The 26,827-nt window shown below is 60.7% G+C and carries 25 protein-coding genes; 9 read left to right on the top strand and 16 right to left on the bottom strand.

Annotation, left to right across the window (positions count from 1 at the left end):
• Nucleotides 1-19 precede the first annotated feature (19 nt).
• The gene (locus tag GVL52_RS02310) at nucleotides 20-1,315 is read right to left on the bottom strand and encodes a PotD/PotF family extracellular solute-binding protein (protein WP_244619067.1); all 1,296 of its coding nucleotides are present in this window, start codon (nucleotides 1,313-1,315) and stop codon (nucleotides 20-22) included.
• Nucleotides 1,316-1,456: 141 nt separating this feature from the next.
• A complete protein-coding gene (locus tag GVL52_RS02305) occupies nucleotides 1,457-1,960 on the bottom strand; it encodes a flavin reductase family protein (protein WP_160003674.1) in 504 nt (167 codons plus the stop codon).
• Nucleotides 1,961-2,160: 200 nt separating this feature from the next.
• Between GVL52_RS02305 and GVL52_RS02300 the strand changes: the two genes are divergently transcribed.
• The 4 genes from GVL52_RS02300 (at nucleotide 2,161) to rutA (GVL52_RS02285) (ending at nucleotide 6,891) form a co-directional block, all read left to right on the top strand.
• Entirely contained in the window at nucleotides 2,161-3,156 is a 996-nt protein-coding gene (locus GVL52_RS02300; protein ID WP_160003672.1) for an asparaginase, read from the top strand.
• Between the two features lie 18 nt (nucleotides 3,157-3,174).
• A complete protein-coding gene (locus GVL52_RS02295; protein WP_160003670.1) occupies nucleotides 3,175-4,476 on the top strand; it encodes an amidase in 1,302 nt (433 codons plus the stop codon).
• 154 nt (nucleotides 4,477-4,630) lie between these two features.
• Complete coding sequence (gene rutA, locus GVL52_RS02290) at nucleotides 4,631-5,731, top strand: pyrimidine utilization protein A (protein ID WP_160003668.1); 1,101 nt, start codon at nucleotides 4,631-4,633, stop codon at nucleotides 5,729-5,731.
• 38 nt (nucleotides 5,732-5,769) lie between these two features.
• Nucleotides 5,770-6,891, top strand: coding sequence for a pyrimidine utilization protein A (gene rutA, locus GVL52_RS02285; protein WP_160003666.1), 1,122 nt, complete (start codon nucleotides 5,770-5,772; stop codon nucleotides 6,889-6,891).
• A gap of 157 nt (nucleotides 6,892-7,048) precedes the next feature.
• On the opposite strand, the gene GVL52_RS02275 is transcribed toward rutA (GVL52_RS02285), so the two are convergent.
• The 4 genes from GVL52_RS02275 to GVL52_RS02260 all read right to left on the bottom strand — a co-directional run bounded on the left by GVL52_RS02275 (nucleotide 7,049) and on the right by GVL52_RS02260 (nucleotide 12,075).
• Nucleotides 7,049-8,068 carry an Ldh family oxidoreductase gene (locus GVL52_RS02275; RefSeq protein ID WP_160003663.1) on the bottom strand — a complete coding sequence of 340 codons (1,020 nt, stop codon included), beginning with the start codon at nucleotides 8,066-8,068 and terminating at the stop codon, nucleotides 7,049-7,051.
• A gap of 1 nt (nucleotide 8,069) precedes the next feature.
• Nucleotides 8,070-9,251, bottom strand: coding sequence for a M20 aminoacylase family protein (locus GVL52_RS02270; protein ID WP_160003661.1), 1,182 nt, complete (start codon nucleotides 9,249-9,251; stop codon nucleotides 8,070-8,072).
• Between the two features lie 217 nt (nucleotides 9,252-9,468).
• On the bottom strand, nucleotides 9,469-10,527 hold the full coding sequence (locus GVL52_RS02265) for a Gfo/Idh/MocA family oxidoreductase (protein WP_280179086.1): 1,059 nt from the start codon (nucleotides 10,525-10,527) through the stop codon (nucleotides 9,469-9,471).
• 60 nt (nucleotides 10,528-10,587) lie between these two features.
• Complete coding sequence (locus GVL52_RS02260; RefSeq protein WP_160003657.1) at nucleotides 10,588-12,075, bottom strand: GMC oxidoreductase; 1,488 nt, start codon at nucleotides 12,073-12,075, stop codon at nucleotides 10,588-10,590.
• 130 nt (nucleotides 12,076-12,205) lie between these two features.
• On the opposite strand from GVL52_RS02260, the gene GVL52_RS02255 reads away from it, so the two are divergent.
• Nucleotides 12,206-13,087, top strand: coding sequence for a sugar phosphate isomerase/epimerase (locus tag GVL52_RS02255; protein ID WP_160003655.1), 882 nt, complete (start codon nucleotides 12,206-12,208; stop codon nucleotides 13,085-13,087).
• Between the two features lie 23 nt (nucleotides 13,088-13,110).
• Here the strand turns inward: GVL52_RS02255 and GVL52_RS02250 are convergent, their stop codons facing one another.
• Nucleotides 13,111-13,971, bottom strand: a complete 861-nt coding sequence (locus GVL52_RS02250) for a sugar phosphate isomerase/epimerase (RefSeq protein WP_244619066.1) — start codon at nucleotides 13,969-13,971, stop codon at nucleotides 13,111-13,113.
• A 190-nt stretch (nucleotides 13,972-14,161) separates the two neighbouring features.
• A complete protein-coding gene (locus GVL52_RS02245; RefSeq protein ID WP_244619065.1) occupies nucleotides 14,162-15,481 on the bottom strand; it encodes a DUF882 domain-containing protein in 1,320 nt (439 codons plus the stop codon).
• Nucleotides 15,482-15,742: 261 nt separating this feature from the next.
• On the opposite strand from GVL52_RS02245, the gene GVL52_RS02240 reads away from it, so the two are divergent.
• The 4 genes from GVL52_RS02240 (at nucleotide 15,743) to GVL52_RS02225 (ending at nucleotide 18,178) form a co-directional block, all read left to right on the top strand.
• Complete coding sequence (locus GVL52_RS02240) at nucleotides 15,743-16,453, top strand: LuxR C-terminal-related transcriptional regulator (protein ID WP_160003653.1); 711 nt, start codon at nucleotides 15,743-15,745, stop codon at nucleotides 16,451-16,453.
• Nucleotides 16,454-16,725: 272 nt separating this feature from the next.
• On the top strand, nucleotides 16,726-17,145 hold the full coding sequence (locus GVL52_RS02235; RefSeq protein ID WP_160003651.1) for a helix-turn-helix domain-containing protein: 420 nt from the start codon (nucleotides 16,726-16,728) through the stop codon (nucleotides 17,143-17,145).
• Between the two features lie 452 nt (nucleotides 17,146-17,597).
• Complete coding sequence (locus tag GVL52_RS02230; RefSeq protein WP_160003649.1) at nucleotides 17,598-17,924, top strand: helix-turn-helix transcriptional regulator; 327 nt, start codon at nucleotides 17,598-17,600, stop codon at nucleotides 17,922-17,924.
• The gene (locus GVL52_RS02225) at nucleotides 17,918-18,178 is read left to right on the top strand and encodes a hypothetical protein (RefSeq protein WP_160003647.1); all 261 of its coding nucleotides are present in this window, start codon (nucleotides 17,918-17,920) and stop codon (nucleotides 18,176-18,178) included. Before GVL52_RS02230 ends, GVL52_RS02225 begins: the two co-directional genes overlap by 7 nt.
• 244 nt (nucleotides 18,179-18,422) lie before the next feature.
• On the opposite strand, the gene GVL52_RS02220 is transcribed toward GVL52_RS02225, so the two are convergent.
• From GVL52_RS02220 to GVL52_RS02185, 8 genes are all read right to left on the bottom strand, one after another.
• Nucleotides 18,423-19,265: a MurR/RpiR family transcriptional regulator gene (locus GVL52_RS02220; RefSeq protein ID WP_200847755.1), complete on the bottom strand. Its 843-nt coding sequence runs from the start codon at nucleotides 19,263-19,265 to the stop codon at nucleotides 18,423-18,425.
• Nucleotides 19,266-19,360: 95 nt separating this feature from the next.
• Nucleotides 19,361-20,038, bottom strand: a complete 678-nt coding sequence (locus GVL52_RS02215; protein ID WP_160003644.1) for an aspartate/glutamate racemase family protein — start codon at nucleotides 20,036-20,038, stop codon at nucleotides 19,361-19,363.
• 72 nt (nucleotides 20,039-20,110) lie between these two features.
• Entirely contained in the window at nucleotides 20,111-21,079 is a 969-nt protein-coding gene (locus GVL52_RS02210; RefSeq protein WP_160003642.1) for an ABC transporter ATP-binding protein, read from the bottom strand.
• A gap of 1 nt (nucleotide 21,080) precedes the next feature.
• Nucleotides 21,081-22,142 carry an ABC transporter ATP-binding protein gene (locus GVL52_RS02205; RefSeq protein WP_160003641.1) on the bottom strand — a complete coding sequence of 354 codons (1,062 nt, stop codon included), beginning with the start codon at nucleotides 22,140-22,142 and terminating at the stop codon, nucleotides 21,081-21,083.
• Nucleotides 22,139-23,029 carry an ABC transporter permease gene (locus GVL52_RS02200; RefSeq protein WP_160003639.1) on the bottom strand — a complete coding sequence of 297 codons (891 nt, stop codon included), beginning with the start codon at nucleotides 23,027-23,029 and terminating at the stop codon, nucleotides 22,139-22,141. The genes GVL52_RS02205 and GVL52_RS02200 overlap by 4 nt, the downstream gene beginning before the upstream one ends.
• Nucleotides 23,030-23,032: 3 nt before the next feature.
• Entirely contained in the window at nucleotides 23,033-23,986 is a 954-nt protein-coding gene (locus tag GVL52_RS02195; protein WP_160003982.1) for an ABC transporter permease, read from the bottom strand.
• Between the two features lie 76 nt (nucleotides 23,987-24,062).
• Nucleotides 24,063-25,628, bottom strand: a complete 1,566-nt coding sequence (locus GVL52_RS02190; protein ID WP_244619064.1) for an ABC transporter substrate-binding protein — start codon at nucleotides 25,626-25,628, stop codon at nucleotides 24,063-24,065.
• Between the two features lie 337 nt (nucleotides 25,629-25,965).
• A complete protein-coding gene (locus GVL52_RS02185) occupies nucleotides 25,966-26,826 on the bottom strand; it encodes a Pnap_2097 family protein (RefSeq protein ID WP_160003635.1) in 861 nt (286 codons plus the stop codon).
• Nucleotide 26,827: the final 1 nt, after the last annotated feature.

Raw genomic sequence — 26,827 nt, 5'->3', positions numbered from 1 at the left:
GCTGCCGCTCGTTCCGTCATCAGGCAGCGATGAAATTCTGCCATTGGCGAACGAGGTAGCGGTCCTCGTCCATCAGCGTGTTCCAGATGCCGATATTGCCCATCCGATCCCACAGCGCGCCGCCGTCACGCACGGCACCGGTCTTTTCCATGACCTTGCCGAACGGGTTGAGGATGTCTTCGCTGGCGGGCTTGCCCTCGTACCAGTAGCCATATTCGTTGGCCGTCATCAGTGGCTTCACGTTTTCGGGGATGGTGTTGTAGAAGCCCTGGCGTGAGATGAAGGCGCCGGCCCAGCCGGAATTGTACCAGTTCATGTACTCGATGGCGCATTCGCGCTGCAGCCCTTCAAGATGCTGCATGGCAAACATCATGATGTACCAGCCGCGATGGCCTTCCTTCAGCGGCTGGAAGGTGCAGGGAATGCCGCGGGTCCTGACCTCCGTCACCGCCGGCGACCACATCGACTGCAGCACGACTTCGCCAGAGGCCATCAGCTGCACGGACTGGTCGAAGTTCAGCCAGAAGGAGCGGAACTGCCCGGCCTTCTTGTACTCGATCAGCTTGGCGATCGTCTGGTCGATCTCGGCGCGGGTCATGTTGCCCTTATCGACATATTTGACCTCGCCAAGTGCTTCCAGCGCCATCGCCGCATCCGGCAGGCCGACATTGACGCCTTCCTGCAGCGCCACGCGGCCCTTGAAGGCCGGGTCGAGCAGCTTCGCCCAGCTGTCGATCTTGATGTCGCCAACGAGATCTGGGCGGACGCCGAGTGTGTCTGCATTATAATAGAGTGGCACGCCGACCAGCCACTCGGTCGGCGTCATCGAATATGCAGTGGCATTGGCATCGGTGTAATACTGCGACTTGATCGGCGCAAAGCCCTGTAGCGAGGCCTCCTTGCCATTCGGATACTTGCCGGTCTGGAAGAGGGAAACGGTCTTGTCCCACCATTTGTATTCCTTGGTGGTGATCGGCTGGACAATGTTCTTGTTGAGCAGATACCGGACCGAGGTGTTGCCGAGATCGGCAATATCGATCGTTTTCGGCTGCGTCAGCATACGGTTCATCTGCGTTGTCACATCGACCGTCTGCATCTCGATGGTGAAGCCGAGATCCTTGTTGGCCTGGTCCTGGATGTTCTTGATGGTCGAATAGGACTGGCCGACGTGAACGATCTTCACGTCCTTGATGTTCTGGGCCCAGATTGTCGGGAACCCGGTGATCACACCTGAGCCCGCCGCCGCACCGGCGGTTGCCGCAGCACCTTTCAACAGACCACGCCGCGTTATACGGACGCTCTTCTTGTCGGTCATTTGCCTCTCCATTTGCTGGGCTTTGCCCGTTATTTTGTTCCCATGCATTCACTTTGGTGCTGCGCACCGTGTCAGTCGTCGAGATCGAGCCACCCCCGGGGTCGGATTGGCACTGCTGCTGTCAAAAGATGGCTTGTGCCGTCAGGCGATAATCGCCATTTCGGGTTCGATGAGGATCTGCCGGTAGCGGCCGTCGAGGTAGACCAGCGGTGACGTCTCGCTGCTCCAGATTTCGGTTGCGACGATTTCCGCTATGAAGATCGTGTGCGACTTGTAGGAGAGCGTTTCGCGCACTTCGCAGTCGAAACTCACCAGAGAGCCGACCAGCGCCGGCGCGCCGGTCTCCAGCACTTCCCATTCGCCGGTTTCAAAGCGTTTCTCGCGGTCCATCGCACTGGAGAAGCGGGCAGCGATCGTCTGTGCCGATTCAGGCAGCACATTGACGCAATAGATGCCGGACCGGCTGATGTGGTCGTGTGCCGACGCATTCTTGTTGACGCAGATCAGCAGCGATGGCGGCTCGCCCGTTACGGAACTGACCGCGGTTGCGACGAGACCGTGCCGGTTGCCGTCCGCAAGCGTGGTGATCAATGAAACGCCGGATGCGAGCCTTCGCATTCCGAGTTTGAATCGATCGACATCCATCATCGTCGCTCCTGAACTATCGCTGCATTGAAGGCATCCGATAGTCTGGATGCCGTCCGGTTGCGCAGACTATGTTGCAGTGCAGTGACCGGACCAAATGACCATTTCTCAGCGGCATAGTGAGAAATTCTGACGCGCGTAAAGACAATGACGGCGATAGCCTCAGCGAGCTTTGACGGATTTGTTCGATCGGGGGTTGCGTGAAACGGAAAATCGCTTTCATTGGCACGGGTGGCACCATCGCGTCCCTCGGGCTGGACCCGCTGGATATCGTCTTTTACGGCGATCACAAGAACATGCTGCATGCGGCAGACATCCTGGCTGCAGTTCCCGAAACGGCTGAGGTCGCCGATGTCGTTGCCATCCCGTTCGCCAACATCCCAAGCACGGCAATCGGCTTTACCGAGTGGCAACAGCTCGTCGCACTGTGCAGCCGCGTTGTCGCTGACGATCCTGACATCGCCGGTCTGGTGATCGGCCATGGCACGGCGACGCTCGAGGAGACGGCGTATTTCCTCAATCTGACGCTCAAGGTCGCTGTGCCGGTGGTGGTCGTCGGCTCCCAGCGTCCGTTGAGCGGCCTTTCCAGTGATGCCAGGCTCAATCTGGTCAACGCGATCCGGGTGGCGGCGGCACCGCAGTCGGCGGGGCGTGGCGTCCTGGTGCTGCTCAACGACGAGATTCACGCGGCCCGTGAAGTGACCAAGACCGCAACCTTCCGGCTTCAGACCTTCCGATCGCCCGATTTCGGCATTCTCGGCTATGTCGATGGCGAAACGGTCGCTTACTATCGACGCACCGAGAGGCAGACGGCACCCGTCACCGAGTTCGATGTCAGCGGCCTCGAAGCCTTGCCGCGCGTCGATATCAGCTATGCCTATGCCGGTGCGGATGGCGCCGACATCGATGCCTTTGTTGCCGCTGGCGCCAAGGGCATCGTTTCGGCAGGTTTTGCGCCCGGCCTCGTAACGCCCGCCCAGATCGAGGCGCTTACGCGCGCCCGCAAGGCCGGCGTCGTCGTAATGCAATCCACCCGCGCCGGAAGCGGCATCGTTCATCGCGGCAGGCGGCTGGAGGAACTCGGCTTTCTGACAGCAGACAACCTCAACCCGCAGAAGGCGCGCATCCTGCTCGCTCTGGCGCTGACCGTCACCGACGATCCGGCCGCCATCGCGCGGATATTCTCCCTTTACTGACAGATGAAGGAATGACCGATGTCCAAGCCCAATGAATTGGATGCTACAACGCTTGCTTCGCTCACCCGCAGCGGCACGCTCGCTGTCGCAGATGTTGCCAAGGCGATCATCGCACGCGTCGATGCGCGCGGCGAAGAGGTTCAGGCCTATGCCTGGTTCGATCGCGACCAGATCGTGACCGAGGCGAGAAGGCTCGATGCCGCGGAGACCAAGGGACCGCTGCACGGGGTGCCGATCGGGGTAAAGGATGTCATCAACACCAAGGACATGCCGACCCAACACAACACGTCACGCTACCGGGACAGCCGCCCCGGCGTGGATGCGGCCTGTGTCGATATGCTGAGAACCGCCGGCGCGCTGATTGTCGGCAAGACGGTGACGACGGAATTCGCGACGACCAATCGCGGCGGCCCGACCCGTAACCCCATCGCGCTCGACTGCACGCCCGGAGGCTCGTCCAGCGGTTCCGCCGCTGCCGTGGCCGATTTCCAGGCAACGATTGCGCTCGGAACCCAAACCGGCGGCTCGACGATCCGTCCGGCCTCGTTCTGCGGGATATACGGCTGGAAACCGACATGGAACTCGATCAGCCGTGAAGGGCTGAAAATGTACTCCGCCACATGCGACACGCTCGGCCTCTATGCCCGCTCTACCGATGATCTGGCGCTGCTGGCTGACGTCTTCAGGCTTGATGCGTTGGAGCAGGCAACACCCTGGGGGCTGGCAGGCATGCGCATCGGCGTCTGCCGCTCCCCCGTCTGGCACAAGGCGATGCCGGCAACCGAGGCGGCGATGGCGTCGGGCATCGCCTGTCTGCGAGACGCTGGTGCCGTTGTCAGCGAGGTCGCGCTGCCGCCACCCTTCGAGGCGATCCACGATGCACACCGCAAGATCCTGCGGCGAGAGGGGCGTGCGGCGTTTCTCAACGAATATGCGGCGACATCAGATATTCATGACGATTTCCGCGCCATCGTCGAAAACCGCGACGATTACAGCATCGCCGAAACGCGGGCCGCCTATCGTCTCGCCGACGAGTGCAGGCTGATCTTCGACGACATTGCAGCTGGCTACGATCTGATTCTGACGCCGAGCGTGACCGGCGAGGCGCCTGAGGGCATCGAACTGACCGGCGACGCCTCGTTCAACTCCATGTGGACGCTGCTGCAGGTTCCGGTGGTCAATGTGCCGGGCTTTACAGGCCCGAATGGTCGGCCGGTCGGCCTCTCTCTGGTCGCTCGCCGCTATCAGGATCGCAAGGTGATCGCCTGCGCCAAGCTCGTCGGCGCGGCGTTCATGGCGGAGCAAAGCAAGGCCGCCTGAGGGCGACCGCGCATGTCGCATTGATGCCGGTGGCGCCGGATCGGGTGCAGATGAGATTTTCTCAAGGTCGAGCTTCGAATTCGTCGCTTGGCATTGCGGTGGTCTCGTTCAAGTCTTCCCTGGGGTATTTTCAACAAGTGGTAGGAACAGCTCAATGACAAAAATCGGCGTCTTCATTCCCATCGGCAGTCGCGGTTGGCTTATTTCGACAACCTCGCCGCTGACCATGCCGAGCTTCGATCTCAACCGGACGGTCGTCCAGCGCGCCGAGCACTATGGTCTCGACTTCGCTCTGTCGATGATCAAGCTGCGCGGTTATAACGGCCCGAGCGAATACTGGGTGCACAATCTCGAATCCTTCACGCTGATGGCGGGGATCGCGGCTGTCACCAAGAAGATCCAGCTCTTCGCATCGGTGGCTATGCTGACAATGCCGCCGGCGGTGATTGCCCGCATGGCGTCGACGATCGATTCCATTGCTCCCGGCCGCTTCGGCATCAACATGGTCACCGGCTGGCAGCCCAAGGAATACCAGCAGATGGGCCTGGAGCTGACGCCGGAGCACTTCTCCCGTCGCTATGACTACGCCTCCGAATATGTGCAGGTCATGCGCGACCTCTGGACCAAGGGCGTGTCCGATTTCAAGGGTGACTTCTTCCAGATGGACGACTGCAAGCTTTCGCCGCGCCCTTCTGCGCATATCCCGATCGTCGGGGCAGGGCAGTCCGAGCGCGGCATGCAGTTCGTCGCCGAGTATGGTGACTACAACTTCATCGGCGCCGGCGGCAACATGAACGAGACCGATGGTGCGAGGACGATGGTCGCCAAGGTCGAGGCGGCGGCAAAGGCGACGGGGCGGGACACAGGCGCCTTCCTACTGCTCATGGTGATCGCCGACCGCACCGATGAAATGGCCTTCGCCAAGTGGGAACACTACAAGGAAGGCACGGATATCGAGGCGCTGGAATGGCAGGCAAGCCAGGCAGGCCAGGACACCGTCGCAAAGGAGGGGTCCACGGCCTCAGCGCTGGTGCGCCAGATCCAGAACCCGCAGCCGACAGGCATGCTGAAGCTGATCGGCTCCTACGAAAACGTCGCCCGCATGCTGGACGAGATTGCCGCGACACCGGGCCTCAAGGGAATCATGCTGACCTTCGATGATTTTGTCGTCGGTATCGAGCAATTCGGCGAGCACATCCAGCCGCTGATGAAGACCCGCAATCCCGAGCTGATGGCCGAGAAATCTGCGGCCTGACACGGCCGCCAAGTTGATAAGCAAAAAAGGGAATAGCAATGGTAAAGATGGGTGTATTCATTCCGATCGGCAGCCGCGGCTGGCTGATCTCCACGACATCGCCGGAAACTTATCCGACGTTCGATCTCAACAAGACTGTCGTGCAGCGTGCCGAGCATTACGGGATCGACTTTGCGCTGGCGATGATCAAGCTGCGCGGCTTCAATGGCCCCAGCGAATACTGGCAGCACAATCTGGAAGCCTTCACGCTGATGGCGGGCATCGCCGCGGTGACGCAGAAGATCAAGCTCTATGCCTCGATCGCGCTGCTGACCATGCCGCCGGCGCTGGCCGCCCGCATGGCCTCGACGATCGATTCGATTGCACCCGGCCGTTTCGGCGTCAACATTGTCACCGGTTGGCAGCCCAAGGAATACCAGCAGATGGGTCTCTGGCCCGGCGACGAACACTTCAGCCGCCGCTACCAGTATGCCAGCGAGTATGTGAGCGTGATGAAGGATCTGTGGGAGACCGGCGTCTCCAATTTCCAGGGCGACTACTTCCAGATGGACGACTGCAAATTGTCGCCGCGTCCCTCCGGCCATATCGATATCGTGGCAGCCGGCGCCAGCGACAGCGGCATGCGCTTCGTCGGCGAACATTGTGACTATAATTTCGTCGGTGCAGGCAGCGGCATCAACAATGTCGATCGCGCCGGTGACAACGCCAAGCGTCTGCTCGATGTGACGGAGCCCTATGGTCGCAAGGTCGGCGCCTATACGCTGCTGATGATCATCGCGGACCGCACCGACGAGATGGCCTTCGCGAAGTGGGAACACTACAAGAAGGGTACGGATCTCGAAGCGATCGAATGGCAGCGCAGCCAGTCTGCCGCAGACAAGAACGCGGCAGCAAATTCCACCGCAGGCGGCATGGCACGCCGGGCCGCAGCGATGCTGGCAAATCCTGAGACGGCAGAGCCAACCGGCATGCTGAAGCTGATTGGCTCCTATGAAAAAGTGGCCGCAATGCTTGACGTGATCGCCGTGCAGCCCGGCATCGAGGGCGTCATGATGACCTTCGACGATTTCATCGTTGGCATCGAACAGTTCGGTGAACATATCCAGCCGCTGATGAAGTCCCGCAATGCCGGTCTAAGCGCTGCCAAAACCGCGGCGTAATCGACGATAGAGAGATCGTCCGCGATAATGGCCAGGATTGCTACTCAGCCGCCGGTGCGGCTGAGGCATTCGGCCAGGTGTCGCAGAGCCATGCGCGCCGAACAGCCGGTGCCTGTGGGGGAGCGGTCATTATCGCAATCTCCCAACCGGTAACAAATTAGCCAGCAGCCAGTGTTCTCAGCTTTTCCAGATTTTCTGCATCGAGCGGAATGCCGTCTTTGGCAGCCAGTGCTCGGGTGACGTGCCTGCGGTCGCCCGGAAGGCGCTCCTGTCCAGCGTCCAGTGCCAGGTCGCAGATCTCGGCAACGCGATGCTGGAACACGGCATTGCCGCCGCGTTCGGGATCGATGACGATGAACATCTGGCCGGTATAGGGCGTCTGGGCGCCTTCATGCGTACTCCAGTCGAACTCCGAGGAGAAGTAGCCGCCCGTCAGTGCCGCCCCAAGGATCTCGACCATCAGTGCAATCGAGTTGCCCTTGTGGCCACCGAACGGCAGCAGCGCGCCGCCGTCGAGAATGGCCTTTGGATCGGTGGTCGGCTGACCGTCGCGATCGACGCCCATGCCCGGCTTCAACTGCTTGCCTTCGCGGGCGGCCATCTGCACATCGCCGTTGGCTATGGCGCTCGTCGCCTGATCGAACACGAAAGGCGGCGCGCCTTCGCGCGGGGCCGCAAAAGCCACCGGGTTGGTGCCGAACAGCGCCTTCTTGCCGCCATGCGGCACGACGCAGGCGAAGCTGTTGACGACGCTGAGTGCCACGAGGCCCTGATCGGCAAAGGGCTCGACGTCAGGCCAGAGCGCGCTGAAGTGATGCGAGCGGCGAACGGCCATGACGGCGACGCCATTCGTCTTCACCTTCTCGACCAACTGATCACGTGCGGCGAGGAAGGCTGGTTGTGTGAAGCCGTTGTTGGCGTTGACGCGCAGAAACGCCGGGCCGCAGTCCTCGACCTCGGGAACGGCTGCGCCATCCACCCATCCGCTCTTCAACGAGGAGACGTAACCGGGGACGCGAAATACGCCATGGCTGAACGAGCCATCCCGCTCGCATGATGCGCAATTCAGCGCCAGGATGCGGGCGTTCGTTGCGGAGACGTTGTTGTTCAGAAAGATCTGTTCCAGCAATGAAACGAGTTCGTCGAACGATAGATGTACCTTCGTTGCCTCAGCCATTTCAAACGTCCGTTTTGCCGTTAAGTTGCTGGTCGACGAGCGTTACCCAATAGCGAAGGCCGTGGATGATCGCGTCATCGTTGAAATCATAGGCCGGATTGTGAAGGTCGGCGGTATCGCCGTTGCCGAGCCAGATCAATGCGCCCGGGCGCTTCTCCAGCATATAGGAAAAATCCTCCGAGCCCATCGTCGCGGGCCAGTCGCTATCGACGCGGTCGGCGCCGGCGAATGATTGCGCAACACCAGCGGCAACCCTGGTCTTTTCAGGGTCGTTGACTGTTACGGGATAGCCGGGGCGCCAATCGAGCTCGGCGTCGGTCTGCATCAGCTTCGCAGTGGTCGAGACAACCTCGCGGAAGCGCGCCTCGACAGCCTTGCGGGTCTCCGGCAGCATGGTTCGAATGGTGCCACCGATCTTGATTGCCGCCGGGATGACGTTGAGCGCGCTGGCATTGCCACCCTCGATATAGGTGACCGAGACGACGACGGGATCGAAGGGATTGGTGAAGCGTGAGGCGATCGACTGCAGCGCGACGATCATCTGCGCGCCGGCGAGCACCGGGTCGTGGCACAGATGCGGATAGGCCGCATGACCGCCCTTGCCGTTGATCGTGACGACGAAGCGATCGCCGCCCGCCATCATCGGGCCGCTGCGAATGGCGAAGGAGCCGACATCGAGCCCCGGCTGGTTGTGCATGCCATACACTTCCTCGATGCCGAAGCGCTCGAGCACACCTTCCTCGATCATCACGCGACTGCCGCCGCCACCTTCTTCGGCCGGCTGGAATATCAGCACGACCTTTCCGGCAAAATCCCTATTCGCCGAGAGGTGCTTGGCGGCTGCCAGCAACATGGCCGTATGGCCGTCATGCCCGCAGGCATGCATCATGTTCTCGACCTTTGAGGCATGCGGAAGGTTGGTCTGCTCCAACATCGGCAGGGCGTCCATGTCGCAGCGCAGGGCAATGGTCTTGCCGGCGCCCCTCGTGCCGTTGATGACGGCGACGACACCCGATTTGGCGATGCCGCCGACGACTTCGTCGCAACCGAAAGCCTCAAGCTTTTCCGTCACCAGCGCTGCGGTCTTCGGAAGATCGAACAGCAGTTCCGGGTACTGGTGGATCGTCCGGCGCCAGGTCTTGGCTTCATCGGCGAGCTCGGAGAGGGATGGGTCGAACGTCATGGTGTCTCCAGGAAAACAGGCGGCGATCAACTGCTGTCACGGTACGCAATCGATATCGCATCGAGCAACAAGCGGGTGCAATGGTTTTGTTGGTGCCGCAGATCGCCTGCTTCATTGCAGATGCAGCGAAAGAGGCCAAGATCGTGGCTGGTGAAGAATAGCCGAGGCCTGTGTTCGCGCACGGACGGTGGAGAACACAGGCTGGATCGTGTGGCTGCTAAAGCTTGATCGGTTGCCCGGATCGAACGCTCTCGTCGGCGGCAATGCAGATCTTCAGCGATGTCACGGCGTCGTCCATATGGCGGGCGAGATCCAGATCCTCGGTCACGGCGCGATAGACGAAGTCCTGCTCGCGGTCGCACAGCATCTGGTGGTCGGGCTCGTCATGCATGTCCAGCCACTCGTCCGACCTGGCAAAGCCACCCGCAGCATCGGTTTCTGCGTGGTGAACCCGCAGTCGGGATGTCTTGGTGTGGGCATCGAGGCTTGCAGAGCTTGCGCCCTCATCCATGACGATCGAAACCGAGCCGTTTGGCGAGATGACGTCTTTGACGAAAAACGCCGTCTCCGACATCATCGGCCCCCATCCGGCCTCGTACCAGCCAACACTGCCGTCCTCGAAGATGACCTGGAAGTGGCCATAATTATACATGCCCGATGGCAGCCCCTTGGCCAGACCCACACCCATTCCGCGAACTTCCACCGGCTTCGAGTCGGTGATCTGGCACATCACATCGACATAGTGGACGCCGCAGTCGACGATCGGCGATGTCGTCTGCATGATGGAGCGATGGATGTCCCAGGCACTGCCGCTCGATTGTTGATTGAGGTTCATGCGGAACACATAGGGGCCGCCGAGCTTGCGGGACTCGTCGATCATCCGCATCCAGGATGGGTGATGGCGAAGGATGTAACCGACGATCAGCTTGCGGCCATTGGCCTTGGCCGCCGCGACCACGCGCTCCGCATCGGCCACATTCGCCGCCAACGGCTTCTCGACAAACACATGGGCGCCGCTTTCGAGCGCCGCGACAGCCATGTCGGCATGGGTGTTGGTATGCGTGGCGATCGACACCACTTGCGGCGAAAACTCTGCCAGAGCCTTCAGGTAATCATCGCGCACCGGATAGCCTGACAGCTCTTCCGGCAGCTTCGGTGTTGAGCGGTTGACCAGGCCGACGACATGGAAGCCGGGATGCTTGTGATAGGCCAGGGCATGGCTCGTTCCCATCTGGCCCAGGCCGACCACGAGGACCGATAATGGTTCTGCTTGCAATTGATGTCTCCGGTTCTGCTTTTTAAGAGCGTCGACATTGTTCATGCCGGACGGCGTCCTTCAGGCTGTGTGGCGATTGCGCGCAACGCGACGTGCACCGAGCGTGGCCAGAGCCACGGAAAACAGCGTCGGGTTGGAAGCCGTCACAGTCGGAATGATGCCATTGCCGGCAACATAGAGATTGTCGAAGCCCCAGACCTGGCTGTCCTGGTTGCAGACGCTGGTGCCATCGTCCTCAGCGCCCATGCGTATCGTGCCCTGATAGTGAAGCGAGCTGCCGACAGGAAGGACGATGGTTTCGAACCCCTCGGCCGGCCGGCCGATCGTGCCCGCAATCCGCGCGACCAGTTCCTTGCCTTGTTCGAGCCGGGCGAGATCGTCGGCAGTCTTGTGCGCCTTGATCGAGATCGACGGCAGTCCCAGCCAATCCGGCTTGCTCTCGTCGAACAGGACCTGATTCTCCGGGATCAGGTCGGAGGCGCAGAAAACGCCGATAAACACCGGCTGGCCATTGAACGTGGCCGGGAAGGGGAGTGTGTGGGCACTGGTCGGCGCGATCGTGACCGAGAAAAGCCAGTCATCGGCGCTCGGTATCCAACTCATCGATTCCATCGGCTGCTCGGTGTCCATCTCGATCAGCTTGGTGACCTGATAGTGGTCGTTGATATGCCGGCCGAGGGCATCGGGACGGATACCGGATGCGTAGAGCAGCTGCGGCGAATGCAGGGAGTCGGCAGCGACGACCACCGTGCCCGCTTCCACCTGCCAAACGGCGCCGTCATCCAGCGTGACAAGTTCAACGCCGCTGACGTGGCCGCCCTCGTGCAATACCCGGCGGCACGCCGTTTTCGTGGCGATCGTGAACAGTTCCTTCGGCTCGTCGATCAAGGATCCGAGGATCACATCGGTACCGTGGCGCAGGAAGCCACCCGGTATCGCTGTGCTGGCAAGCGGCATAGGCTGAACCCGACGATCATCGGGCCGGCCGGCGTTGAAAAGGCTCCCCAGCCGGTCGCGTAGGCTCTCTGCAACAGGATCGCCAGGATGGAGGTCCGGATTGACCTTCAGCAGGATCGCCGCGTGGTCGAGCGCTTCCGCCATGACGTCGGGCTTGATGAAGGGTACCTGCTCGGCGCGGGATGGGCGAGGGCAGCCTGTCGTCCATTTCGTTCCCATACCGCCGAGGTTGGCTGCCGAAAAGCCCGCAAACAGTGTGTCGTCCTTGGGGTCGCCATCATTGGCCATGAACAGCCCCTGACGGCGCAGCAGCGAGGCGTCGAAGCCGCCCGTACGCCGCGCGTCCCATTCCTCTCGCGTGATCGGCGCATATGGCGCTGGCGTCGGCCCCTGTGCCTTGATCTCGGCTTCGGCGCGGGCCTGGTTGTCGGTGATGTTGTCGAGGTGGGCGCCGGTCTCCTGTCTGATCTGGGGGCCGGCCTCCACCATCAAAATTCGCGCTTCCGGCCAGTTGTCACGAATGACCCTGGCATAGGCGGAACCCGTCGGACCGCTCCCGATAATGACCACATCGGCTGACTTGTCGAGCATCCCAGTTAGACTCCACGCTGTTCATCTCTTTGATAACAAACAAAGATGTATCGGGTTGATTGTCAATCTCGATATTGACAGTCTCAACCATGTTCTGGATGCTGCCGCCGCTGACGTTGAGGAGTCCCCCATGAAAATCGGCCTGAGTTCCTACAGTTTCCGCCCGCTGATGCTCAGCGGTGCCATGCAGATCGAGGACATCTTCACATGGACCAGGGATCATGGCGGCGAACATGTCGAACTTGCGACGCTATCGGTTGCACCTGTCGGCGAGGATCTGCAATACGAACTTGGAAGCGATCAGCAAAGCCTTGAGCGTCTCCGAAATGCCTCGACGCAATCCGGCATTCCGTTATCGGGGATTTGTATCGGCGCTGACTTCATCGGTTCTGATCGGCGCGCCCAGATCGAGCGGGTCAAGCGCTATGTCGAACTTTGCGATCGGCTTGATGTCCGCTTCCTGCGCCACGACGTCGTGCCTTGGTCTCTGCGCGCAACCGGCATTGCCGATTTCGAGCAGGCTTTTTCCGGGATTGCCGAGGCTTGCCACGAGGTCGCCGGGCATGCGCAGCGCCTTGGCGTGATTGCCAGCGTCGAGGATCACGGCTTCTTCATGAACTCCAGCGAGCGCATCAAACGCCTGATCCATGCCGTCGATCTGCCGAGTTTCAAGATGACGCTCGATGTCGGCAACTTCCTTTGTGTGGATGAAGACGCCCTGATGGGAACGCGCGCATCGATCACGCAGGCGAGTTTCGTGCATTTGAAGGATTTCTACGTTCGCCCCACCAACCCCGGCCCTGGCTGGCTCGAGACTGTCGGCGGGCAGCATATCCGCGGTTCGGTGTTCGGCTATGGTGACCTGCCGGTGAAGGCGATCCTCCAGAGCGTCGTCGATTCCGGTTACGACGGCTTCGTATCGCTGGAATATGAGGGCAACGAGCCGACCTTGTTCGGCTGCGAAACCGGTCTTGCCAATGCCCGCAGGTTGCTGGCCGAACTCACGAACTGATCTCGCGGCAGGGCCAAGAGCGACTACGCCGCGGCGATGCGATCGACCCGTTCTTTGATCGCGGCCAGTCGCTTGCGGTCGCCGCCTGGCACTTCGGCTGAGGCCCAGCCTGAATAGCCGATCTCTGACAAGGCGCGGTTGACGGCCGGCCAGTCACAGTCGCCATCACCAATCTCGACATCGAAGCCCTTCCAGGGGCCCTGCGCGTTCATCTTCTCAAGGCTGAATTCCTTGATGTCGATCTTCAGGATGCGCTTGCCGAGCGCCTCGATCCAATCGGTCGGCCGTCCGTAGCGGAGCACGTTGCCGACATCGAAGTACCAGCCGACCTTGGGATGGTTGCAGGCATCGACGAAAGCTGCGGCCTCCAAAGGGCTGAGCAAAAAGTCGTTCCAGACATTCTCAAGCGCGATCGAAACACCTGTTTCTTCCGCATAGGGGAGAATCCTGGCGATTTCTTCCAGCGATCGCGCATAGGCCGTCTTGTAGGACGTATTGCTGCCTCGGACAACGCCGGGCACCAGCAGCACCGTATCGGCTCCATAAGCCTTGGCATCGCGAAGGGCTGTAATCATGGAATCGACACAGGCCTGGCGCGTCGCAGGATCTGCGTCCGTGAGCGGGGTCTTCCAGTGCATCGAATTGACCACGCCTGGAATGGCAAGTCCCGTCTTGTCGCGGGCGTTCAACACCTCGTCGAGCGGCAGATCGTTGGGCGCGTCGAGCTCGACGCCATCAAAGCCGAGATCCCGCAGGAGCTGGAATTTCTCAAGGATGGACAGACCATCCTCTTCGATCATCGTCCACTTCAGACTGATCTTGGCCAGGGGCCGCGTTGGACATGCTGCGGCTGGAACTGCAGGCGAGGATACGAGATCGGTCATGCTTCTGTCTTTGCTGAGGGATGCGGCGACGTTCGACGGCACTATGTCAGTGATGTTTCGACCTATCAACGCCTTGTTTTCACTGTCGTTCGGCAGCATCCCCGAGTTTGTCACGCGTGGACGCGCATTGTTTCGGGCATGACGATCTCCGTACCGAAGCCTGTCGAAAAATCCGCGGCAGACGATCGCGTCAGCCCTCGAATGCAAATCTGTCGGCATTGAAGCGATCTTCGGCGACATCCGAGGCGTCGCCGGTCTGCTCCGTCGCATCGTGTTCTTCAGGAAGAGGAATACCGAAAGGGCGTGGCGCTGTCATTTCAATGCTTGTACCCGGCGGCTGCATGGCCCACGCAACCAGCGCCTCGGCAGAGATCGTACCGACGCCTGCGGACATCTGTGGCACTGATGAAGCCGGCATGACCTGCGTGTTCGTCATCAGGCTCTTCGGATGTTCTGCCACGAGCAATTCACCGGCAGCGCTGCGGCCAACGACAAGGCTTGCAAATAGCGCAGGAGCGCCTTTCACCGATGTCGAAGAGACGGCGCCGTCATTTCGATCCGGCCGCAATGTCGGCATTGGGATCACCATCGACGCCATATCGGCAACGGTGGGAGTGCTGCCGGCGTCGTCCACCGGTCTGCCGATCTGCAGCGCCAGCCCCTTTTCTGCGCGGCTTTTAGGAATTGGCAGGAGTGCCGTCGCCAGGGTTTTCGTGTTCAAACCGGTTGCTGCCGTCGTCACGGACCCCGCGTCGTCCTCGTCGTCCGCATCGCGAGCGATCGCGATAGCGGATGTGCGAATGCGGCTCTTCTGGTTTGCAATTGCCACCTCGTAACCCGGCAAGGGCCTGCCGTCCGTTGGCAGATGCAGCGTGCGACCGCTTGGAAACAGTCGCGCCAGCTCTTGGCGTGACATGCGGGGCCAGGCGCGAACGTTGCCGACATCCAAATGTACAAAAGGTGATCCCGAGGTCGGATAATAGCCAACGCCGCCCACCTGCATCTGCATGGCCAGTCCGCGGAGTGTCGCCAGCTTCACGCCGGGTATGTAGAAATCCATCGCCTTCCCGAGCATGTGCTGGCTTTTCTTGGCGACGCCGGTGCTGCGCGAGCGGTTTCGCAACATGTTGTTGGTGGATGGCGAGCGATAGGCGGAGACAACGTGTATGGGCTGCTTGGCGCCACTGCGCTGATAAACCTCCCACACCAGATCAAGCAGGCGCAGATCGATCTTGGTCGGTTCGTTCTTGCGCCAATCACGCAGGAAGCGATTGATCTGTACCAGTCCTTTCTGATCGAATTGTCCGTTGCGCTTGTAGACGATGGTCGCTCTTTCGCCGGTGTGGGTAAAGAACAGTTTCAGCGCCCGGTCCTCAGCCGCTGCCTGCGTCGCGCCGACGATTGCCGCAAACATCAACATGCCGATCAGCGCCAGCCGGTGAACCAGCAAGGAGAAGACCAAGGCCAAGGTGGTCGTCGGGATTGAAACGATTGCTTGGTGCAGAAACACGGTTCTCGTCCTTGGTGAAGCGCAATGGAGATCGACAGCGCGGCATCGGTGACGCCACTCTGTTGCCAATTATGGTCAACAGAGTCCTAACGGACAGTTTATGATGGTGAGAATTCCAATGCGGGGTCCCGGCGGCCACCTGCGGCCGTTGTTAACAACGCCAACGATAGGGCGCTTTCTCGTCGAAACAATCTCTGGCCGCTAGTCAGCCGCAAAGGTATAACGATTGGCGAATCTATCTTAAATTGCACAGACGGCTGTATGGCGACCTCGGAATTTCGCGACTACCCCGATATCATGTCCGTCCCGCGGCACCGCAGGATTTCGAGCGGGTCCTTTGTCACCCGTCTTCGCGGGGCTGTGGCTTTCGACTTCATTGCGGTAAGCGGGCTTGATCTGGACCCTTACCGTTTTGGCATGCTGAACTCTGTCGATAGTGACTTTCCGCCTGGCTTTCTTGAGGTCTATCATGCGGAAAAGCTGTATCTCAGTGATCCGGTCGTGGCGTCGGCCAAAGGCGTGGATGACTGTGTGACCGAGGCCGACGTCTTTGCCGTCACGCCGCCATCAGCACGCCTCGCCGATTTGCTTCGCGGCTATGGCGTCTTCAATCGCACCCTGTTTCCGATCAGGAGAAACAATCTGCTGTTCGGGGCTGTGACGTTTACGCGCCGGTTGCCGTTCGATCAGGGTGAGATCGATTTCCTCCGCCGCATCGCCGGGCTGGTGCATTCCGAAACGACACAGACATTGATGGAGACATTTGCCACGCAAAGCCTCAAGCTTTCTGTTGGAGAGCTGACCTGCTTGAGGTTCGCGGGCCAGGGGATGACCAGCGAGCAAGTGTCCAAGGCGGCCAGCTATACCGTGGAAACCGTGAATACATACATGAAGACTGCATCGCGTAAGTTGAATGCCAAGAACAGAGCGCACGCAATAGCCGAAGCTTTGCGCCGAAACCTTATAGATTAGTCGCTTGTTAATGCCGATTATCTAAATCTTAACCGTTCACTCCCAGAACTTGGATTGCTGACGCTTGGACTGCATGGCGTAAACCACGCGCATGGCCGAGTGTTTCGTTCATGGTCAGGGGGAGTAGCATGACATTTTTCTCGGGTGTTCCGCACTCACCGGCACGCCATCAAAAGCTGCTATCCGGCTTCAGGAGCGTCACGCCCGGATCGGCGCCAATGCGGCAATCGCTGTCACGCCACTCATTCATGACAGCTTGAAGAGAAAAGCCGATGGTGCAAATTCTTAAAACTCCCAATCCAATCGACGTCGAAGTGGGGCGCCGCTTGAAGATGCAACGTCTCGCCTGCGGTATGACGCAAACCGAACTTGGCAACAAAATCCAGGTCACCTTCCAGCAGGTGCAGAAGTATGAGCGGGGCACCAACCGGCTGGGCGCCAGCCGTCTTCAGGCCGCGGCACATGTCCTTGCTGTCCCGATCTCCTTCTTTTTCGAACACTCCCCCGGCGAACCCGGCCCGGCATTCAAGAGCACCGCTGTGGGAACCGATGTCATGGCGTTTATCAGTTCCTCGGAAGGGCTTGCCCTCAATGCCGCCTTCGGGCGCGTGAAGAAAACAGAGGTTCGCCGTCGGATCGTATCTCTGGTCGAGGCAATCTCATTCCTGTCGGACGTCGGTGGCCGTGACTGACATGGCCTGCTTCCCACCGTCGCTTGCAGCCTGAGGTTTCGCCGCTTCCGTTCGCATGTATGATCGTAGCTACGCTGGGGTTCAGCTCAGTGGGTGTGGGAACGCCTATGCCGCCAATGCGTTTAAAAGCATCGGAGGTATTGCGTCGTGGAGCCGAAACGGTGGAGCAGGCCGATCTCTTTTCAAACAAGCAGAACCGGAAGTTCTGCACATCGACCTCCGATCACCTCGACTGGCGCGGTTGGCGGTCAGCGCACTCTCAATAGCGCCATACGCCTGCGTCTTGACGCATGGGAATAATTCCCATTTAATGACGTTGCGATTCTGATGCCGGGCCGATGGCCGCGGCTGATCGCCGATTGTCCGCCTGACGGCGCCCCCACCGGGCAGGCAATCGCAAAGTTTGCCTGCGTGTTGCCGTTTGACCCTCAGTGCCTTGGATATTGATCGCAATGGGTGATGCACAGATGATCCAGAAATATTCGAGAGTGCTGGCCGCCATGGGAAACCCGCGGCGACTGGCGATCCTGTCCCGGCTTGCCCGAGACGAGGTGAGCGTCGGGGAACTGGCCAATCAGATCGGCATCAGCCAATCGGCCCTGTCGCAACATCTTGCCAAGCTGCGCGCCGTCGGCCTTGTCTCCACCCGACGCGAAGGCCAGACGATCTTCTACCGCTCCTGCCAGGCGCCACTGCTGCCGATGTTGTCCGACCTGTCCAACCGTCTCGGCGCCACGCCGCTTGTCGATCTGGCATCTGGAGGAGCCCGGACATGTTGATGTTGAGAGCCGAACCAGACGTGACACCGGATATGGCGATTGGAATGGCAGAGCAGACGGTCATCGCAACCTGGGAAAACCGCGATCAGATCCTCGAGATCATGACCAGTGCGCGCCACCTCGGTCAGCACCTCCAGAATTTGTGGGAGACGAGCGGCAAACTCGGTCGGCTGACGCAGGATCATACCGATGAACTGGTCGCCCTGCTGGGCGAGATCGGTGCGCTCAGCCACACGCTCTCAATCTTGGCCTAGAGACAGGTTGCCCGGTTTAAACGACAGCCTTCCCGATCATGCCGCCTTGCTGAACGTGGAGGAAAATATGGTACTGCATGGTTCTTTTAATTTGGCTGGTGCGCTGATATCAAATGTGATGGATCGCGCAGGAGATTCGCCCCTCACGCTGAGACACCACTCTTAGCGGTCTGCGCGGTCCACCGCCTGTGACAGTTGCAACGGGTGCTGGCGGCCGTACGGGGGCGATTGTGGACACTGCCTTTCATAGCTCATCCAGCCCCTCGTTCAGCGCCTCGATGTTGCGAAGGCGCGTGCGCCCCTCCACGCCTGCCTTTTCCAGGCACCGCGTTATCAGCAGATGGCAAAGCGCCATCACCGACGTGTGGTTGAACAAGGGACCGGGAGCCAGCGTCTGGCATTGGAAGTGCCATGTTGCGCTGGTCTCGAAAGGCGCACTCTCGTCGGTCACATAGAGCAGCGAGGATTTCGATCGTCTGATCTGATCGATGATCGCGTCGATCTGCGCTATGCGCCGCCGCATCGCGAAGAACACCACGACATCATCGTCTCGCAGGCTGACCAGATGCTCGCCCATTGTCTGGCCAGCGCCAGGAATCACGCTGATGTTTTCGATGACCTGCGTCAATTGCCATTGCAGATAGGAAGCGAACGGCTGGCTGCTGCGGAAGCCGATCACCCAGACCTTGCGCGCCTGCAGGATCGCCGCTGCCGCGGCTTCGATCTGGCTGTCGGGAATTGACACGAACGTCGCCTCAAGATTGGCGATACCCTGGGCAATATGCGCCTTCACCGATTGGACCGATGAAGCGTCGGTCGAGTTGGCGAGAAACAGCCGGGAGCCGGTCTGTCTTTCCGCGCGCGCATGGCGGCGCGCCTCCTCATAGGTGTCGTAGCCCAGTCGCTGGATGAAGCGGGTCACGGTGGCCTTGGAGACATGCGCCAGGGCGGCAAGCTCCTGCGCCGAATAGCTCGCGAGTTCGCCGGGAAAGTCGCAGACGAATTCCCCCAGGCGCTTTTCCGCCGGATGAAGGTCGGGAAGCGCCTCCCTGACGCGAAACAGAAAAGAACGATCTTTCGGCACGATGGTCTCCGCGACATATCCAGGCGGCGGACTTTCCTTCGCAACGCCAGCATTTGCAATCGGAAAACGCGGGCTGCCGCGCGCAGACGATCTGATCATCACGACATGCTCGAAGCCGTCGCCGTGCGATGATCTATCTGTCGCAGGAGCAGCGTCAGCGCTGACTCAATCGGAGCGATCACTGGAGAGGAGAGCTGTTGCTGGAGATCGGCGGCAGCCCTGCCGAGCGGTCCGCCACCGATGATCACGGCCTGGGCGCCATCAAGCTCGAGGCACTCCTTCACCGCGATTGCCAATGATGCCTGCAGCCGATCCGGGTCGTTGGCGAGCAACATCGGGTCTCCGCTCGTCAGGCGGGTGCCAGTGAAGAGGTGGCCTAGTCCGAGGCCCATGGCCTTTGCCGCGAAGCTCTCGACGAGATCGGGCGTGACGGTGGCAATGCCGAACCGCCTGCCGCCCGATGCGGCTTCCAGCAAGCTTGCCTCGCATATGCCGACAACAGGGATGCCGATCAATGCGCGCAACTGTTCCAGTCCCGGATCGCCGAAGGCGCTGACAATGATGCCATCGGCCTTTGCGGCTGCAGCCAATCCCATCTGCACGACGCCGTCGGCAGACTTGGCAAGCTCTGTGCTGTTGAGGATCATCGGCACGCCGACCGCCGCTGTAGCACCTTCTGCGGACATGCCGGCGGGAAGCGATTGACGAACGAGGTCGGTCATCATCGCGGTGGTTGTCTCGGACGTGTTCGGATTGATGACGACGATATGTTTCATGGCATTTCGGACGCCCGAAACCGGGCGCCCACCTCCTGCTTTATTTTATTTTTCAGCGATGATACGGTTTTCTCAGCCGTAGAGAAGACAGGCAACCTGGCCCGCGCGTTCTGCCGCGACAAGTGCCGGAACCTCGGTGCGGCAAGGCTCCGATGCTTGCGCACAGCGCGGCGCAAAGGCGCAACCCGGCGGCATGTTGGCCAGATCCGGCGGCGCGCCGGGAATGGTGATCAGCCGGTCTCGGCCGTCCGCGAGCTCGACGCGCGCGCCGAGAAGCCCTTTGGTGTAGGGGTGTTTCGGGTCGCGGATGATGTCTCCGACGCGACCCTCCTCGACGATTCGGCCGGCATACATCACCGCAATACGGTCGGCGACCTCGGCAGCAACGCCGATATCGTGGGTGACGAAGATGACCGACAATCCATATTCCTTTTGCAGCTCGCGGATGAGCAGCAGGATCTGGATCTGCACCGTTGCATCGAGTGCAGTGGTCGGCTCATCGGCGAGAAGGACCTTGGGATTGCAGGCAATCGCCATGGCGATCATCGCGCGCTGCAGCATGCCACCCGACATCTCGTGCGGATAGTTCTGCAGGCGCCGCGCCGGCGAGGGGATGCGGACCTTCTCGAACAGCGCAAGCGAACGGGCCATGGCGGCCGAGCGCGAGACTTTCTCATGGCGCATGATCGTCTCCTCGATCTGCCGGCCAAGCGTGTAGACCGGATCAAGGGCGAGGCGCGGCTCCTGAAACACCATCGAGACGACGGCGCCACGCAAGTTGGCAAGCTCGCGTGTGGAGAGGCCGGTGACATCGCTTCCAGCCACCGACATCGACCCGTCGATCGTGGTCCCTTTCGGATGCATGCGAAGCAGCGAACGCATGGTGACGCTCTTGCCGGAGCCGGATTCTCCGAGCAGAGCAACGACCTCGCCGGCCCTTACCTGAAGGCTGACGCCATTGACGGCCTTCACCGGCTTGCGGCCGCGGTTGAAGGTGACGGAGAGGTTCTGGATATCGATCACGACATCGGATTGCGTCATCTCAAGCCTCCATGGCAACGGGTGCACGGCTGTGGCCGGACCCCGATATCGACATCAGACAGGCGGTAGACTGCTCTTCGGAAACCTTCGCCAATGGCGGCAGTGTCTGGCTGCAGACGTCTTCGGCAAAGCCGCAGCGGGTGTGAAAGCGACAGCCGCTCGGCGGATCGATCGGGTTCGGCGGATCGCCTGTCAGCGGCGGCTCCATCGTCCGCTCGGAGGGGTCCATTTTCGGCATCGAGGCCAGCAGCGCCGAAGAGTAGGGGTGCCGGGTGTTTTCGAAGATCGCCTGCCGGCTGCCGATCTCTGCGACCTTGCCGAGATACATCACCATCACCCGATCGCACATGAAACGCACGACGTTGAGATCATGGGAAATGAAGAGATAGGTCAGCCCGAAGTCCCGCTTGAGGTCGAGCAGCAGGTTGAGGACCTGAGCTTCCACCGACTTGTCGAGCGCGGATACCGCCTCGTCGAGGATGATCAGCCTCGGCTCGAGCGCCAGCGCGCGGGCGATGTTGACGCGCTGCCGCTGCCCGCCCGACAGTTCGTGCGGATATCGCCCGGCAAAGCGGCCCGGCTCCAGCCCCACCCGATGAAGCAGATCATGCGCGCGCGCGATAGCCTTGGCGGCGGGTACGCCGTGGACCTGAGGCGCAAAGGCGATCGATTCCTCGATCGTCAGCCGCGGGTTCAGCGAGGCGTAGCTGTCCTGGAAGACCATCTGCACCTGCCGCCGGTATTGTGCCAGCGGCAGCGTGCCGCCGACCGTCTCGCCATCGAACAATATGTCGCCCTGGTCGCGAACGATGAGGTTCATCAACAGCCGCGCCGTTGTCGATTTGCCGCAGCCGCTTTCGCCGACGACGCCCAGCGTTTCACCCTTGAGAATATCGAAATCGACGCCATCGACGGCGCGCACGACTTTCTTCGGTCCGAAAAATCCGCTGCTCTTCACTGGAAAGTGCTTGAGAAGACCGCGAGCCGAAATCAGCGGCTGCGCCGGTCCGCCGCGCTCGCCGATTTCAAGTTCCTGATTGTACGGTGAATGTCCGACGCTCATGATTTCACGTCCATGGCTGTGCGCAGCCCGTCGGAGAAAAGGTTGAAGCAGACCGAGGTGATGAAGATCATCAATCCCGGCAAAGCCGCCACGAACGGATTGTTGTAGATGGCGGTTCTCAGTGTATTCAGCATCAACCCCCATTCGGCGTCGGGCGGACGCACGCCAAGGCCTAGAAACGACAGGCCGGATGCCAGGATCATCGAAACCGAGATCAGGCTCGTCGCGAAGACGAAGATGGGGCTGAGCACATTGCCGAGAATGTGGACCCGGATGATGGTGCGATCGGGTGCCCCGGATGCTCGGGCGGCGTCCACATAGTCGAGTTTGCGGACCTGGGTGGTGACGCTTTCTGCGACGCGTGCGATCTGCGGGATGAACACCACGGTCAGAGAGACGAGCGCATTGGTCAGGCCCGAACCGAGCGCGCCGGAGAGAGCAACGGCCAGGAGCACGGAAGGGAATGCGTAGAAAACGTCGATCGTGCGCATGATCAACGTGTTGGTGATCCCGCCGGCGTAGCCGGCGATGATGCCGATTGCCGAGCCGATGACGAATGCAACCGGCACCGGGATGACGCCCATCACCAGCGACAGGCGGGCGCCGTAGATCAGACGCGAGAGCATGTCGCGCCCGAGTTCGTCGGTGCCGAGGATGTAGCCCGGCGTGCCGATCGGCTTCAGGCGCCGGATGACGCTGCCTTTCGATGGGTCGTAGGGGGCGATGTAGGGCGCGAATATCGCGATCAGCACCAGAAGGATGACGACGCCCAGAGCCGCGAGCGCCACCGGATCACGACAGAGACGTCGAACGACGCCGCTCCAGAAGCCGGGTGACTTTGCTACGCGGGCGGGCTCCGAAGTCAGATCTGCTGTTATGACGGCCATGGGTCAGCTCCTCTGGATGCGCGGATCGATCGCGCTCTGCAGCACATCGACGATCAGGTTGAGCAGGACGAAGAACATCGCCAGCACCAGGATCGTGCCCTGCAGGATCGGCAGGTCACGGGTGAAGATGGCGCCATTCAGCAGAAAGCCGGTGCCGGGCCACGAGAACACGGTTTCGATCAGGATCGAACCGCCGAGGAGATAGCCGAGTTGCAGGCCCATCACCGAGATTGCGGTCGGTGCGGCATTGCGCACCACATGGCGCATGATCTGCCGGTTCATCAGCCCCTTTGCGGCCAGCGCCTGGGTAAAGTCCTGTGAGAGGATATCGGCCACCAGAGAGCGGATGGTGCGGGCGATGATGCCCATCGGGATGACGGACATCGTCACCGCAGGCAGGATCAGATATTGCAGATATTCCCAGCTGAAGGCGCGCCCGTCCGACCCGCCGGGGCCGCCGCCCATCGCCGGCAGCCAGCCGAGCGTGACGGAAAACGCAATGACGAGCACCATGCCGAGCCAGTAATGCGGGACGCTTACACCAAGCATCGCGAAAGCCGATGCCAGACGATCGATCCAGCCGCCTCTGAACACGCCTGCCACGAAGCCGAGAACCGAGCCGACGGTGAAGCCGATGATGGTTGCGGCGACAGCCAGAATGATCGAATTGACCGAGGCGTCCATGATTTCGCTGAGAACCGGCCGGCCGGACGCAATCGACACGCCAAGGTCTCCATGCAGCGTTCGCCACGCCCAGAGGGCATATTGCACGGGCAGTGGACGATCGAGGCCATAGAAGGCTCGCATCTGGTTCTGCATCTCCGCCGAGGCATCGGAGGGCAGGATCGCCGCAAGTGGGTCACCCGGCGCAATATGGATGAGCATGAAGCAGACGATGCTCACGCCGATGGCCACGGGGATGACATGCAGCAGTCGTTTCAAGGCATAGGCCAGCATGGTGTCCTCACAAGTCGGGGTTGGATCGGGCAACATGGGCTGCGCGCCGGGGAGCGGCGCGCAGCCAGGCGTTGGGTCAGGGCGCCATGCTGATGGTCGAGAAGTCCTGGAACCAGTTCTGTGCCTGGACAAAACCCTGGACCTTGTCGGTCATGGCGCGCGGGTTGACGTCATGCGTGACCATCAGGAACAGCGCTTCGTTGACGTATTTCTCGTGGATCTGCTGCAGCACCTTGTCCTGTGCAGCCGCGTCGAACGTGGTGCGCACCTTGTCGAACAGGGCATCCATCTCGGGATCGCAATAGTAGCCCCAGTTGGTGCCGGCGGGCGGCGCAAGGTTGCACTGCGACTGGCGGATCAGGGCGGTGAAGGGGTCCTGGATGAAGTAGCTGTAGTTGATCGCCGTCGCACCCTTGGCACTTGGGTCCTTGGCACCGGCACGCCAGATGTTGATGACGGTGTTCCAATCGGCCACCTCATACTCGATCTTGATGCCGATTTCGGCGAGCGTCTGCTGGATGTACTCGTTCATCTGCAGCGGCAGCATCTGGCCGGAGCCGGAGGACGAGATGATGACCTTGGTGGTGATCGGCTTGTCAGGACCGAAGCCGGCCTCTGCCATCAGCTTCTTTGCCTCTTCGACATTGTAGCTGAGCTTGAACGTCGGGTTGCCGAACCACTGGTGGCCGGGCGGCAGATAGCCCTGCGCCGGGATCGACAGGCCGCCGAGCAGTTCGTTCAAACCATCGCGATCGACCGCAAGGTTGGCGGCCTTGCGCACGCGAATGTCATTCCACGGCGAACCCTCGACGCGGGAGAAATGCCAGGTCCAGTTATGGGGATAGGAGTTGGTGACGATCTTGAAGCCGGCTTCCTTCAGCGAGCTGACGGAATCGGGTGCCGGTGCTTCGATCCAGTCGACCTGACCGGAACGCAGGGCGGCAACGCGGGTGTTCGGCTCGGGCAGCGGGATCAGAACCAGCTTGTCGAGCTGCGGCACGCGCTTCTTGTCCCAGTATTCCTTGTTTGGCGTCAGTTCGACGCGCTCACGCGGCGTGAAGCCGCTCTCCATCTTCCATGGGCCGGTGCCGGAAGGCTTCTGCGCCACAGCGTCCCAGCTTTTTCCCTGAGCTTCCCAGTTTGCCGGCGACGACATCACGATCCAGCTGATCTGGTAGGGCAGCGTGGCATCCGGCGACTTGGTGGTGATCTCGACGGTGAGCGGATCGATTACCTTGTAGGAAGCAACGGCCGGAATGCGCGACTTGCCCTGAGCGGACTGGCGCTTGTCGAACTGCGGGGCGTCCTGCTTCAGAATCTTGTCGAGGTTCCAGATGACGGCATTGGCGTCGAAGGCGCTGCCATCATGAAACTTCACGCCGTCGCGAAGCTTGAAGATCCATTTCGTCTTGTCCGTCGCATCCACATCCCAGGAGACCGCGAGGCTGGGGATCAGCGCCGAAGGCTTGTCGGCGCTCGTCAGGTCCCATTCGATCAGCGAGTTGTAGACCGTATAGCCCATGAACCGCTGACCTTCGCCGCCCTGGTCCGTCTGGCCCGTTGTGAGCGGAATGTCGGATGCCGTCATCCCGATGCGCAGCGTTCCCGCGGCGAAAACGGTGCCGGCATTGGCTGCTACCATTGTGAGAGTGGCCGCACCTACCAGAGCTGCCGTTCGAATGCGCGTAAATATGCTGGGAGTATTTTTGGATAGATACGTCATGCCGTTCCCTTTTTTTAATGCCTTTGAACATTCGCTCTGTCGCATAAAGGGAGTAGCAGATTTCATGCCAGTTTATATGAAACTGTAATTTCATTTTTATATTCAAGTTATTATCGCTATTTTCCGCCGTTTTCCTGCGTGTTCTGGCAGTGCCGGGTGCTGAATTTGTGAGCCCCGACCAAAGCATTTGCTCAAACTATCACCGCGCTGAGGCTCGCCATCTACCCGCGCGGGCGATCGCGAGCGCGGTGGTCCTTTACGCCCAGGACGTAAATATGGATCCGATCGGCTTTCCATCACTGCGCCGGATGCAACAGCAGGCCGAACGCGTGGCCAGATCGATCTCCATGAGTTCGACCATCAGCGTCTCGCCCGGGCGGATATTCCCCGAGAAGAAGACGTCGCGTCGTCGCACGGTGTGCGAAGAGGTGATGCGGGGAAACCAGCGGTCGAATGCGCGATTGGCCAGCGCCTGGAACTCCGCGAAATAAAACAGGCCCGCACCGTTGAACTCCTGGGACAGATCGGGTTCGTAACGCAACGCACGCAGCACTTTCTCGCGCGCGGTTGGCAGCCCGAAATAGGTGTCGAGATGGCCGTTGCGAATGGCGGCGGCGGCAGATGCCAGTTGGTTCTCTTCGAGGCCCTTCGGAAATCTGTCACGGATGGCAATCCGGGCGATCGAATGGTTATCGCCGGAAACGGAGCGATGGACAAAGGCAGAAATCAGCTCGACAGTGCCAATGTGGCTACCCCTAACCGAAAGCCGGTGACGGGTCGAGACCTGCGTTCGCGAAACCGGCGTCAGCACCGAGCGGATCGTCAGAACGTCGTTGGCGCGGACATCATCGAAGCGCGCTTCCGATAGCGCGGTGGCAGAGATCGCGGCATAGGCCTCCTCGCCGTCGGGCGTGCGGAAATCGGCGTTCTCCATGCCAAGATGCAGGGCCAGCATCAGCCAGTGCCGGTGCCCGAGTTCCTTCATCAGCCAGGTTTCGGACAGGCCATGCGGGTTGAGGTGCGGCATGCCGATCAGGATGTGCGGCTCCAGCGCGCGCGCCATAAGCTCGCGCGCGCTCGGCTCCTGCAGGGGGAAGTCAATAGCTGCGACGGTCATG

Origin of the sequence: Rhizobium sp. 18055 (assembly GCF_902706285.1) — a bacterium.
Classification (GTDB): domain Bacteria; phylum Pseudomonadota; class Alphaproteobacteria; order Rhizobiales; family Rhizobiaceae; genus Rhizobium.
Note: the sequence above shows the minus strand (reverse complement) of the source record. Positions and strands in the feature narration are given on the sequence as shown.